Here is a 13,563-nt window from a genome sequence, read left to right on the forward strand (position 1 = left end):
TAACCAACAGAATTAATTTCGAGACTAGGTAAAATATGTTTGAAAGTTTCAAGTTGAAAAGATAAAGTATTATTTTTTCATTAGTTGAAACTTCAATTTTTATTGGTAATATTCAGCGTACTGATTTCGTCTTAATAAACCATGCTGTATAATACCTCTAACTGTAAACAGTTATTCTTAACGAAGGGAATAGGACTCTTTTCTTATTCTAATATGCTAAGCCTGTTTTTTTCTAAAATGTTAGTGATCCCTAGAATTAAAAAGACTATATAAATATCAGAGAACAAATAGGTAACCCTTATGTTACATTCAATTTAAGGATATATTTTTTGTACCGACATTTTTAGGCATGAAATGTCGGTTATTATTATCTATTATGTATTAAATTAAATATTTGAAAGGGAGTAAAATTATGGATTAGCTAAAAAGAATGAATAACGCATTGGACTATATTGAGAATAGTTTGGATGAAGAGATAGATTATAAGGAGATTGCAAAGGCAGCTAATTGCTCTGAGTTTCATTTTTCAAGAATGTTTTCTTCAATCTCAGGTGTGTCGCTTTCAGAATATATTAGACGAAGACGTTTAACACTTGCAGCATTTGAAATTCAAAAAAGTGACATTCAGATCATTGATGTGGCAATTAAATATGGTTATATTTCTTCTGATGCTTTCTCACGTGCTTTTAAAAAAATGCATGGAATAACCCCTTCTAATGCTCGTAATAAAGGAGTACAGTTAAAAGCCTTTCCGAAGATTTCCTTCCAAATTTCTATTAAAGGAGATACCGAGATGGAGTACAGAATTGAAAACCTCGATTTTGAGTTAAGAATTGTAGGAAAGAGTAAACCAGTAAAAACAAGCAGCGCCTTTAAAAAAATCCCTACACTTTGGAACACTGCGAAAAAAGACGGATTTATGCAAGAATTAATAGATATGTCATGGGAAAATCCAAAGTGCACGCTTGAAAGTCTTTTAGGGGTTTGTGGGAAGGAAGCTGCCATAAAAGATGAAGAATTTTCTTATTTTATGGGTGTAAGATATGATGGGGAGGTATCAGCTAATATGGAAACACTAATTATTCCCGCAAGTACATGGGTAGTTTTCCCGAATATAGTAGACGCATGGAAACGATTATATTCCGAGTGGGTCCCAACTTCTGAGTATGAACTTGCCAATTTACCGTGCATTGAATGTTATTACGGTCCGAAACATAAGCCGAGACATGAACTTTGGGTCCCTGTCATCCCAAAATAAGACACGCATTCAATAAAAAAGAGCTGTTTAAGTTGTAATCAAAAAAACTTAACTTAAACGCTTTAGAATTTGAGCTTTTTATATTGTGAGTAGTCACATAATGACCTGAAAACTTACGTTTCCGTTATACAAAAGCTAACTTTCTAGCAAATTCTTTTAAAAATAAAGGGGTAAGATATCGCTCTAATTCTTCAGCAAATAATTAGAGTTCACTTCGAATCGAAAGATCCATAAAAACGTCTTCTAATTTATTTTGTTTAAAGAGAATACTGTTTCTTTATAATTGAGGAAGTTAATATTCTTAAATTGATGGGAGTGTCCTTCTACCTCTATTTAGTAATAAAAAAGAGCACCTCGAATAGTACTCTTTGAAAAAGAACTGTATAAGGTTAAAAATTCAATTGAAACCTTTATTTAAAAACTAACATTGAAAAAGAATACCACGTGATATTATATGTATATTTAAAAGGTATGTCCAGTTTTAGAAAGAAATCGTAATTTTAATAAGGGTGTAGCCCTTACATAATAATAAGGGCTCGTATGGAATGGAATTTTATCTTTACTTGATTGTATCATGCTTTTTCATTTATAGGAATTATAAATATACAAATAAAATTGAACTAAAAAACAAAGCAATTAGCGTGATTAGCTAACTGCTCTGTAAAAAAAGAAAACTGCGCTTATCAAGCACTGGTTTTTGTAACTATAAGTTACAGTGATAGTATAAACTGAATCGAAAACATTATGCAGGAAAGACAAAGAAATTAATAAAAAAATCATTTTGTATGAGTTTAAAACATAAAAAGAGCACTTAATAAAATACTCTTTTAACGAGATCATTCTTTTGTAAAGACTACCTCATTTTATATAGAAAGAAACACAAAATATTATATATGCATCCAGTCCATTGCGTATATTTTTACAAAAAAGAGCAGCTAGCAAAAGCTAACTGCTCGGCTCAAAGATGGCAATCTAGATGCAAGTATAGTATTAACGAAATTTAGATCTTTATTCAAAAGGGGATAAATATTGAATATATAAAATGATATGAAGCTCAGTAAGTAACTTAAACATATCTTGAATCAAATAAATTCATAAAAAACGCTATATTTCCCTACAAAAATATAGCGTTTTTTTTCGCTTTATGAATATAATTTCTTTTTCATTTGAAGATGACCTTTTATCTTCCTCGATGTTTTGCTTTTCGTTTTTGAATTTTCATTTGTCGCTTTTTTTCTAGTAATTCTTCTTTCTTTTGACGCGTAATACATTGTTTCATTTTCTTTTTTTGTTCTAGTTCTATTCTCAATACTTCATAAGATTTGTTAGAAACTCCTTGATTTTTCATTTCTTTGGCGGCTAACCTTATTAATCTTTTGGGATTAATAATTTTACTTTTCCTTTTATCAATAGAGTTTTTAACGCCTGATGTACTTTTTAATAGCGGAACCATATCATGAAAAATAAAATCTAGTATTTCACTATCTTTTGGCTCTGAACCAAAAGTATGTTTACATACTTTCAATTTATTATTTTCAAACATTTCTACAATTCCAATCCAAAATTGTCCATCAAAATAAATTGTAAGTTTCATTGAGAATCCCCCTTGTTTATTACATGAGTGATGGACATCCCAGGGGGGAAGGTTACTGACAATAATTAAATAATTATTGCGTCCGGACTACCAACCGAACTGTGTTTTTTCACTCTAAAGTTATTATATTCCAAATTCTCAATTTGTAAACATTTTGATATTATCAGTTTAGTTAAATTATTTCTTTTAATATTTACAAATACATATTAAACTACTTTTCCTCTAACTTTTTCATCCATCTTCAAAAGTTAATTACCATAATAGTGACAATCATAGCCAGTTTCTTAAAAAATCATTTGTTTTCCAAAATAATTTAATGTGAATAATTGTAAGATTATAAAGTTTTATAATGTCTTTAAAATAAAAAAGTTGTGCACCTTTTAAAAATATAATTCATTTTTATCTTGTATTCTTATTAGTTTGATGGTATGTATGGTGATCTCTTTTAACGGAGTAAAACTCAATTCTTTTCCTATATGAATTTGTTTAGCTTGTTTTTTTAATACTGGTAATCCTCTAATATGTGTGGTCTTGCTTTATAACTTCGAAAAGTAATCAGTAAGCTTTTCGTTTTCTCTTTCGCGTAATCGCTTATTTTCCTCTTCGAGCTCTTTTTTTCTTTTTTCCAGCTTTTCAATCTTTCTTTTAAGAGATGCAATTATGGCTTTTTGATTACTTTCATCTCGTTTAATTCTAGAGTCTACAAATGCTTTTTCTTGTTGATTCCGTAAGAATTTAATACGTTCTTTAAGTTCTGGGTGATTATAAAGCGTAGCTTTACTTACACCAGCTTCTTCCGCCACACTGTTAAAGTTAATTGCCTTAGAAATCTTTGTTAAGCGTTTAATAGCTTCTTCAACTTTAACTTTGGTTGTTTGCTTTCTTTTTTCGTGTAGCTGCTTCAATTGCTCTTCACGGTTAAAATTACCCACGGTTAACACCTTTCCTTTTCTTGTCCTCTAACTGCCTCTTTATACGTTCAAAACGTCCAAAAATGACATTTCCGTTTTTAATCGTTTCATAAATGTTTTTGTATCTATTTAAGTTCTTTTCGTTTGCTTCGACCATATCTTGGCGACCATATTCCTTTGAGACTTCAATTATTTTAATTGTACTTTCTATATGTAGCTCATATTTTTTTACATCAAAGCTTGTCATACCAACCGATAAGTCAAAACAAGGTTTTCCATCGTTTGCTGTAAGGCAAGGGGGCTCTACTGCTAATGGACAATTACCATTAACTCGAGCACGACACGTCCCGTAAGGGTTGTCCAATGCATTTAATTTCTCGTCTTTCCATATCATATCCATAATACCTTCCGGAATGTTTTGAGCCTCTGATACCTGATGAATTTCACCATTCAAATCAAAGCTAAAAACACCTTTTTTAATGACCTCTTCAAAAGCCTTACGCTTCGTGTCATCTAATAAACGGGCATATCGCATTGTCATTTCAGGTGATGCGTGTGCTAATAATTCCTGAACGGTTAAAATATCAGCTCCGCCATTTAACATCTTTACTGCGTAAGTATGTCTAAACGCGTGATTTTTAAAGTGGAAGATATCACCTGTTTCATCCGTAATATTCTTTTTGACTGATAACTCATTAAGTTTTGTTTGTACCCAATACCGGATAAATGGCCGCCCCTTACGTGTACCACTATAGCGGACGAAAATGTATTTGTTGGGATTATTGTCATCATTGCTGCGTTCTTTAGAATTACGGATTAAAATGGCGACTATATTAGCTAATTGTTCATCAATGGGCACTTTATGGTCTTTTACATAAGTTTTTTCAACATCCGTCTGAATCCAGTATTTACCGTTTAACTTAATCAAAGAATCTTGAGTCAAACCAAGTGTATCACTAATGCGCAAACCAGTTTTGTACGCTATCCAAACGATTGGCTGAACATCTGGATGAAGATCGTTAATGTGCGTAAATAATTGCTCCAATACATAATCAGGAATGTAATCAATATCATCATCGGATTTCTTATCTAATTTTGGATAATCTTCGGAATAAAGTAGTCTAGAAGTGGATTTCTTAGGTGCAATACTGTATTCAAAACGTTGGATATCACGTAAAAAGGTGTAAACACATTTTAGACTATCATTTATATGTTGCTTTGGATTAGTTTTTTTATATTTCAAATTATTTTTTGCATAATAATGAAGATACTCTAAATAGTTCTCGATATGTTTTCTTGTAAGCATATTTAGATTACTCCAGTTAGGTTCTAGTTGACTGATAAAATTTAGAAACCTTGAAACAAATCTTAGATAATTCATAGCTGTACCCACCGAAAATTTCTTTCCGCCTAGTAATCTAGTTTTAATATATTTTTTAAAATGCTGTTTAAAAACATCATTATGAATAGTTGTAAAATCTATATAATAATGAGAATCAGAAGTATTATATAAGATCCCATACTTCTTATTTAACACCCTGGCATCCCATTTATCTTTTTCCCATTCTTCCCGTGTATCTGTCAGATAATATAATTTCTCATACATTCTTCGCAAGAAAGTTGCTTGTTGTGTTTTAGTTTTATAATCGCGGTTCTTTTTTGATGAAGTAGTTTTTAATCCCTTATTATTTAACCACAAAACCCACTCTTTCTCAGCTTTATCGATATTTAAATCAAGTAAAGAATGTAGTTGATTGTGTTTTTCATTTAGAAATTGAATCAAATTTTTTAAATGCACGTTGTAGGTGCAAAATACAGTGTTAAAACTTAACTCATCGTTAAAAAGGTAGCAATAGAATACAAATTTCAACTCTTGGGATATTGTAATGCACTTAGTAGCTAACTTTAATACTTTTCTTGTCCCCGTATATTTCTTAAAGCGTTCTTCAAAGTTAGGAATTTGACCAATTTCATTCACGTTCCATATATCATTAATAGAAAAATAATTATCTTTCACAAGTTTTCTTCTTAGTGTTCCATCGCTAGATATTTCCTTCACCTCGTAAGAGATGAGGGTAGAAGTGATTAAGTCCCAATATTCACTTTGCGGAATTAGGTAATTTTCTATATTTTTTTTCAAAGCTTTTCCTCCTACATCACTCGTTTAGTTTTAAATTAAAAAGGAAACGCTTCGTCAGGAATTTCTAAGGCAACGTCGTCCTTTTAGTTATCTATTTTGGGTCCAATTTTAAACGCATGAGCTGCTTTTTCCCAATCCTCCCGGATTGCATCATCAGAAGGGTGAACATATAGATTGATTGTTGTTTGGACTTGCGAATGTCCCAAACGCTCTTGCACCATTTTAATATTTTTCGTTTCGAGATAGTAAATCGTTCCGTGAGTATGACGAAATAAATGTGGAGTTATATAAATACCAGTTTTTCTCTCAATCTCTTTAAAAGTGGCATATACATCCGAATAGGTCATTGGTTCACCAGAATTCTTCCCAAAAAGCTTCACAAGAACAAAGTTATGGTCCGGATTATAATCATCAATCACTTCATACAGATAGTCATCATATAGGTTCATTAATGACTGAGAAATTTCTAATTCCCGAGATCCTGTTTTTAACTTACCACCATTAGGTAATTCTCCTCTATCTGTTAATTTAAGCTTATGTTTTCTTTGTTTAGCATCAAATTGAAAATCTTTAAGGAATAAAGAGAGAGCTTCACCAATACGTAAACCTGTTTCAAAAAGCAAAAGAACTAGAAATCGATCTCTAATATTCGTAGTTGAATGATAGATGGTTTCAACTTGTTCTTTTGTAAATATCTTTATTTTTTCTTTGGGTTCTTTTAATTTAAGGATATTTTTGGAGTAGGGTTTTCCCTCGTTGACATGATGTAAAAAGCTCTTGTATCCATTTCCACCGGCACCAGTAAACATCTTTTTCATTAGCTTTTCAACTATATCTGAATCGATTAGCTCGCTACGATACAAATAGTCATAAAAGTTGGTTACGGCACTGATGTAGTTATTTACTGTTTTCTCAGTCAGTTGTTTGGGTTCTTTTTCTTTATTATGTTTTTGAGGTATTTTGTAAGGAATTACCTTGTTGTTTCTATATGGGTTTCTAAGCCAGACCACATAGTTAGATAAAATCTCAAAATTAACTTGTTGGTAATCAATTTTTATTTGTTGTAAGTATGTGAAATAGTGTTTTAAAGCCGTACAGTATGTCTTTAAAGTATTACTTTTACTCTCATTGTTATAGAGATGTTTCATATACTTAGCTACTGATACAACAGGTACTCCTTCCGAATTTAGTAGAAGGTATGCCTTTCTATTACCAATACATATTTCTTGAACTCTCATTAAAACACCCTCCCATCCTTTGTCTATCTTTAAGAGTGCCTCTAATTGTTTTTTAAGGTCCTCACATCGAAACTTTGTCCTCTTTCCAAAACCTAACAAACACTTCAAATTACACACCTATATTATACTGATTAAACTAAATATTCAATCTTTATTTTCCCCATTCATTATGTAAATAAAAAAGGATAATCAGCCCTCATAATGGACTAACTATCCTGTAATTTATTATCTTACTTTAACAAACGGGTGACCTTTCTTCCTTATTCACAAACAAGAATTTGTCTAGAAAATGTTCCTTTTTTTGTAGTGCAACGATCTATAATTTCAAATCCTGCTTCATGAATCATATCGTCCATTGTTTCCATTGTGACAACGACTACCTTTTTAGCAATGCGGCGTGCGCTTGAAAGAATGGAGAGCTGATTTTCTGGTGTTGCGTGCGTAAATAAGTCATATGGCATGTCGATAATTGCGACGTCATAGTTCTCCGTAATCCCCTCGATCGGACCTTTCGTTATCGTCCCATCGAATCCGAAGTGCGCAATATTTTCTCTCGCTCCAATCGCAACGAGCGGGCTTATATCTCTACCAACAATGTTAATTCCCATCGAAAGAGCTTCTACTACAACCGTTCCAATGCCGCAGCACGGATCAATCGCTCTTACTCCCTCTGGATTTGGCACCGCAATATTTGCAACGGATCTTGCAACGCGTGTGCTAAGAGATGTCGAATAGCTACGTGGTTTTTTTATATGATGGTACCAAACTGGTTTACTCTCTACATAATGTCCAAAATACCAACGTCCGCCTAATGGAACAATACCAAAAGTACGCTCTGGATTGCGCACATCTGCTTCCGCATCAATACAATCCCCAATACGTCGTTCAATGATACGTCTTTCCGCATACTCTATTTTATTTTCTCCCTCAAGATCATTGATTTTCACGAAGATAACTTTAAACGTCATTTCTCCTAATTCAATTTCCTTTACTTGTTCCAAAATACTTTCTAAGTCGTCTCCTTCATACATAACCTCAACGCGTTCTTTCATAAAAGGACTTCTACTCGGGTCAATTTTGACATCACTTTTCAAAATATTAACGTGGGACTCCATTCCAAAGAACGAGCGCATTTCCAAGTAACATAAAGCACGCTCCTCCTCACGAAATGCATACGTATATATACATGCAGGTGTTTTCCTATGATTATTCAATCTATGATCATCCTCTATATCGTTATAATTACAATACTTTTTTGTATAAAATTAAATGATATCACATGCCTGAAATAAAGAGAAACGTTAATAAATAAAAGAGACTGCCTATTGGCAATCTCTTTTAATGTATTAACGGAAAGAAGATACGTTATTACCCTTTGCTTCGTAATAATCTAAAATACCTTGATAAATCGCTTCTGCTGCACTTTGCTTCTGTGCTGGTGTAGCGAGTTTATTTGCATCATCCTTATTATCTACAAATGCTAATTCTGCTAATACAGCTGGCATTGTATTATATTTTACTACGTACCAATTATCCTTTTTCACACCACGATCTTTTGTTCCAAGAGCTGCTACAAGGCGCTTTTGAATTTTTTCTGCTAATAAGCGACTGTCTTCCGTATGTGGATTCGTTGATTTTGTCGGTGCTGCTGCATAATAGAATGTTTCTGTGCCGTGTCCATCTTTACCTGTAGAACCGTTACCGTGAATACTTACGAAAATATCACCATTATTTTCATTAGCAAATTCTACTCTTTTTCTTAAAGAATCACTAGCATCTACTCCTGGGCGTGTATCGTTCGTACGTGTTAACTTAACAGTAAATGGTGTCTTTTTCTCAAATAGTTTTTGTAATCGTAAAGATGTATCTAATACGATTTGACTTTCTTTCTCGTAATAACCAACATTACCCGAGTCAATTCCACCGTGACCTGGATCAATAATAATTGCTTTACCTTCTAAGAAGTTCTCTTGTTTTACTGGGTTTAATTGATTTTTATCAACCCATTGGAAACCACTATTTGTACGGATACGAATCCAGCTATCTTTTTCTTCAATAACCGTTACTGTTTGTGCTCCATATTTCCCTAGTACTTTAGAAGAATGTGACGCTTCTGCATATGTTGTAAATCCTTCATTAATAACTTCTGTTTTTTCTTTTAAAGGTGTCCACTTCTCACCTTTGCTCGTTACAATTTTAATCCATCCATCTCGCTCTTCTTTTACTACAACTTTTTGTGGATCATGCTGCAAGTCAGTAATTCCTGATGATAATGATGGTTGATGATATGTAATGAACTTACGATCTATATACATTTCTTTCTTTGTTTCCTCTGGTTTGCTCGTATTATCATTATGTTTCTTTAGCTTGTCCGCTTTATACGTCATTTGCGCTGCTTGTTCACGCGGTATATAAAGATCTGGGCTCCAAATCGTCTTACCAGTACCAGCAGAAATCTCTAACGCTACTAAAATATTTGCTGCTTCTTTACCGAAATGACCTTCCAAATCAGTAAATTTATTCGTAATTGGGGATTGTACTAACCCTTGTAGTTTATAAGCCTTCACAAGCATAGAAGCCATTTCAGCACGCGTTACTTTTCCATCAGGATCAAATACGCCTGCTCCTCGGCCTGCAATAATATTTTCTTTTTCAATTGCTGCAATATACTGAGTTGCCCAATGATTTTTTGAATCATTAAAAGATGGTTTCTCAACTGGATCCACTTTTAATCCAATTGCTTTCGCTATAATTGTCGCTGCCTCAGCACGTGTTAAAAGGCCCTTTGGCGCAAACGTATCACTTGTTCTACCACTAATTACATCTCTCTCTACTAAATAGTAAATTGCGTCTTTTGCAAATGAGTCGTCTCGAACATCTGAAAACTTCTTTGTTTCTGCTAAACTACTAACTGGATAAGCTAGTAAACTTGCTGCTAACATACCAGCAGCGATTGCCTTGTACTTCATAAAAATTAAATCTCCTCTCAAAATCTCACGTTATACAATTCTCTTAATCAAACTAATATAAAAAATACCAATTGGAAAATAACTCCTATAATAGTTTATAACATTCTACCACTGTAGTAAATACGTTTTCTGCCTATATTATTAAAGATGAACATATAAGGAAGAATAAATATAAAAATTCAAAAAGCGATCCATTACCCACCAAATGAAAAGCTGATTAAAAATAACATTTTCAATCAGCCCTCTTTATTTTCTACGAAATTATTCTTCAATTAAATGAGACATTACATACGCATATACTAACGCTTCTGTATGAGCAATCGAACTTTCATGTGTACGCTCAAATGCATGAGAAGAATCAATACCTGCTCCAATTAATGCATGCTTCACATCAAATCCAGCTCGAATCGCAGCTGATGCATCCGATCCATAGTACGGATAAATATCTACTTTATATTCAATATTGTTCGTTTTCGCAAGCTCTACTAAATGTTTACGTAGTGCATAATGATACGGACCACTAGAGTCTTTTGCACAAATAGATACTGTATACTCGTCAGATGCTTGTCCATCACCTAGCGCTCCCATATCAACCGCTAAATATTCAACCGTTTCTTCTGGAATGTTAGAGTTACCACCGTATCCAATCTCTTCATTGTTAGAAATTAAGAAATGAGTTGTATATGGTAATGTTACGTTTTCATCTTGTAATCTTTTAATTAATTTTAATAGAATTGCAACACTTACTTTGTCATCTAAATGACGTGATTTTATGTATCCACTCTCTGTAATTTGAACGCGTGGATCAAATGAAACGAAGTCTCCTACTTCAATTCCTAATTCACGTACTTCATCAGCTGAAAATACGCGCTCATCGATACGAACCTCAATATTTTTCTCATCACGTTTCGCTTCACCTGCATCTTTATATACATGTACAGATGTTTGATGCATTAAAATCGTTCCTGTATACGTCTTGCCACTTGATGTTTCAATTTCGCAATATTCCCCTTCTACAGAGTTCCAGCGAAATCCGCCAATCATAGAAAGACTGAGACGACCATCTGGCTTAATTTCTTTCACCATCGCACCTAACGTATCAACGTGTGCTGTTAATAAGCGATGCTGTGCATCATTTTTCCCTTTTACCGTTAAAATAAGAGCACCTTTATTGTTACGCTTCGTTTCTACATTCCACTCACTTACATAGTTTTCAATAAAACGAATAATTTTATCTGTATTTCCAGATGGACTTGGAATAGAGACAAGCTCCTTAATCAATTCCATCGTTTCTTTCGCATAATGTGCCATTGTCGTTTCCTCCTCATTTTTCCTATTATTTAGTATACCGAATTTACTATAAATCCTCTACTCATATAGCTTAATTTTCTAAATTATAGTAAAATTCACTTTAGTATATAAAAGGAGTTATACAATATGAATATATCAAAAAAATATGTACACATTGCACTCATTTGGTTTCTAGCATCATTACTTTGTTTACAAGTTTCTTATGCAGTTCATACTACTACTTCTATTACAATTGGCTGGGTATTAACAGCTATCTTCTTCATTATTAGCTTAATCGCAACAAAAAAGCATAGCGTTCGTTAATGAGTAACGCTATGCTTTCCCTACAAATCTATTCTTCTGAAACATCCAACAAGTAAATACCTCTTTCAAACCCACCGCGCTCTATCTCTTTCTGCTTACGAAGACGTTCTACATCTTCAATTGTTGCACCTTCTGCACGCGCTAATGATATGATTACTTCCAGTGCATCCGCAAGAGAATCAAGCGCATGTTCACGCTCTTTCATAGAAGCAAATTCACGAATTTCTTCTGTTCCAATTTTCGCCAAAGCTTGTATGTATGCTTGTCCTGTTAATTTTTGTGCTGTATATGTTTTTCCAGACATTAAAATCTTCTCTGGAACACGATCTCTTACTAACTTGTTATATGCTGACATCATTCATCCTCCTATGTTTAATAGCAGCCGAGCTCTGCCTTATAAAATAACCACTCTTTTTTCACACAAGCACTTAACATATCAATTCCTGATCCGTGCGCCCTTACTGCCGGAAAGAAATAATGCTCTGGTTCTTCTTTCTTCTCTCCATATAAGGTTTTGTACTCATCAGGAATCGCTTCTTTTTTCACATCCCGTTCTTTCTCCACTTCACCTGAGAAAGCAGCAATTGGATGCCCTTCAAAAAATAGTGCAGTCCGTACCGCAAGAGATGGTGTACTATGCAAAGCATAATATGTAAGTAAAATAATAACGATAACGCCAATCAATTTCTTCATTCATTACTCCTTAAAAAAAGTGCTAACACAATTATACTAAAATGTGTTAGCACTTTCTCCCCTTTATCCTAAATTAACCGGCAGTAAAACTGCCACTACACTTTATTCTCCTTTAAATACCGGTAAACGTTTTTCTAAAAATGCAGCGATGCCCTCTTTATGATCCGCAGTTTGTCTCATCGCATATTGACCGCGTTTTTCAAGCTGCAGCGTTTGTTCTAAATTGGAGCGATTTACTTCACATAAAATTTGCTTCGTTTGAATCATCGCTTTGATTGGCTTTTGTGACCATTCACTAATTTTTTGCTTCACAGCCGTTTGGAAATCTTCGCCGATTACTTCATCAATTAAACCGATATCAAGCGCTTCTGTTGCTGATAATTTCTTTCCTTCCCAAATAATTTGCTTCGTCATATTTTCACCAACGCGCTTTTGAAGGAAGAAATGGCCGCCACCATCTGGAATTAAAGCGATTCCAATAAAGTTCATCGCAATAATTGATGATATATCTGCCATCACATAGTCAGCTGTTAGTGCAATACTTAATCCAAGACCAGCAGTTGGTCCATGAATAGCACTAATAACAAGCTTCGGCATCGTATATAAAGTCACAACGACTTCAGAAATAGTATTCATAATACCATCAAACTTGCTTTCATCATTACTTGAAAGCATCGATTTAATATCTCCACCCGCAGAAAAACCACGGCCGTTCCCGCATAACACAACAATGTGTGCAGAACTCTCCGCTACTTCTTTCAGTTTTTGTAATAACTCTTTTAACGTTGGTTCATCTAATGCATTTAACACCTCTGGGCGATTGACCATAACCGTTGCAACGTGCCCTTCATATTTCACAATGACAGATTCTGTTTTACTTGTTACTTCCATTATATATACCCCTCTTTTCTACACAAAGATTATACTTATATAATTATAGAAAGGATGTGAAAAACCCTTCTTTTTTCTTAATTTTCTGTCTAATAATCTCGTAATTTGTATATCGCCTTGCATAAAACATACAATTTCGTTGAAAAATATAGAAATTAAAGTCGGTTTATCCCGGCTCTTCATCTATTTACCATTACAATGAAATGGTGTATTCTTAAGTCTGATATAAAAATTAAATATAGAAATTCATTCCCC

General features: G+C 33.5%; 12 protein-coding genes. 2 read left to right on the forward strand and 10 right to left on the reverse strand.

The genetic code is table 11. The features are described 5' to 3' along the window. Window positions 1-430 precede the first annotated feature (430 nt). The gene (locus tag PDQ33_RS07025) at window positions 431-1,258 is read left to right on the forward strand and encodes an AraC family transcriptional regulator (protein ID WP_270755201.1); all 828 of its coding nucleotides are present in this window, start codon (window positions 431-433) and stop codon (window positions 1,256-1,258) included. 1,180 nt (window positions 1,259-2,438) lie between these two features. On the opposite strand, the gene PDQ33_RS07030 is transcribed toward PDQ33_RS07025, so the two are convergent. The 7 genes from PDQ33_RS07030 to PDQ33_RS07060 form a co-directional block, all read right to left on the reverse strand. Beyond that, on the reverse strand, window positions 2,439-2,852 hold the full coding sequence (locus tag PDQ33_RS07030; protein WP_000778908.1) for a YjdF family protein: 414 nt from the start codon (window positions 2,850-2,852) through the stop codon (window positions 2,439-2,441). A 536-nt stretch (window positions 2,853-3,388) separates the two neighbouring features. Then, a complete protein-coding gene (locus PDQ33_RS07035; RefSeq protein WP_000526290.1) occupies window positions 3,389-3,784 on the reverse strand; it encodes a DUF6262 family protein in 396 nt (131 codons plus the stop codon). Further along, window positions 3,777-5,903 (reverse strand): tyrosine-type recombinase/integrase, encoded by a 2,127-nt coding sequence (locus PDQ33_RS07040; protein WP_270755203.1) that lies wholly within the window; start codon window positions 5,901-5,903, stop codon window positions 3,777-3,779. Before PDQ33_RS07040 ends, PDQ33_RS07035 begins: the two co-directional genes overlap by 8 nt. 83 nt (window positions 5,904-5,986) lie before the next feature. Further along, window positions 5,987-7,141: a tyrosine-type recombinase/integrase gene (locus PDQ33_RS07045; RefSeq protein ID WP_001265869.1), complete on the reverse strand. Its 1,155-nt coding sequence runs from the start codon at window positions 7,139-7,141 to the stop codon at window positions 5,987-5,989. Window positions 7,142-7,401: 260 nt separating this feature from the next. Further along, a complete protein-coding gene (locus PDQ33_RS07050) occupies window positions 7,402-8,355 on the reverse strand; it encodes a TRM11 family SAM-dependent methyltransferase (protein ID WP_270394204.1) in 954 nt (317 codons plus the stop codon). Window positions 8,356-8,487: 132 nt separating this feature from the next. Further along, on the reverse strand, window positions 8,488-10,110 hold the full coding sequence (locus PDQ33_RS07055) for an N-acetylmuramoyl-L-alanine amidase (protein ID WP_270755205.1): 1,623 nt from the start codon (window positions 10,108-10,110) through the stop codon (window positions 8,488-8,490). Window positions 10,111-10,371: 261 nt separating this feature from the next. Beyond that, entirely contained in the window at window positions 10,372-11,421 is a 1,050-nt protein-coding gene (locus tag PDQ33_RS07060) for a M42 family metallopeptidase (protein WP_016716601.1), read from the reverse strand. A gap of 126 nt (window positions 11,422-11,547) precedes the next feature. Between PDQ33_RS07060 and PDQ33_RS07065 the strand changes: the two genes are divergently transcribed. Further along, entirely contained in the window at window positions 11,548-11,724 is a 177-nt protein-coding gene (locus tag PDQ33_RS07065) for a hypothetical protein (protein ID WP_001027096.1), read from the forward strand. A 28-nt stretch (window positions 11,725-11,752) separates the two neighbouring features. Here PDQ33_RS07065 and PDQ33_RS07070 read toward each other — a convergent pair whose 3' ends face one another. The 3 genes from PDQ33_RS07070 to PDQ33_RS07080 form a co-directional block, all read right to left on the reverse strand. Beyond that, a complete protein-coding gene (locus PDQ33_RS07070; protein WP_001277353.1) occupies window positions 11,753-12,079 on the reverse strand; it encodes a nucleoside triphosphate pyrophosphohydrolase in 327 nt (108 codons plus the stop codon). A gap of 17 nt (window positions 12,080-12,096) precedes the next feature. Beyond that, window positions 12,097-12,417 carry a hypothetical protein gene (locus PDQ33_RS07075; RefSeq protein WP_016716600.1) on the reverse strand — a complete coding sequence of 107 codons (321 nt, stop codon included), beginning with the start codon at window positions 12,415-12,417 and terminating at the stop codon, window positions 12,097-12,099. A 102-nt stretch (window positions 12,418-12,519) separates the two neighbouring features. Continuing rightward, a complete protein-coding gene (locus PDQ33_RS07080) occupies window positions 12,520-13,308 on the reverse strand; it encodes an enoyl-CoA hydratase (protein WP_016716599.1) in 789 nt (262 codons plus the stop codon). Window positions 13,309-13,563: the final 255 nt, after the last annotated feature.

The organism is Bacillus cereus group sp. Bc031, assembly GCF_027716265.1.
GTDB classification, from domain to species: Bacteria; Bacillota; Bacilli; order Bacillales; family Bacillaceae_G; genus Bacillus_A; species Bacillus_A paranthracis.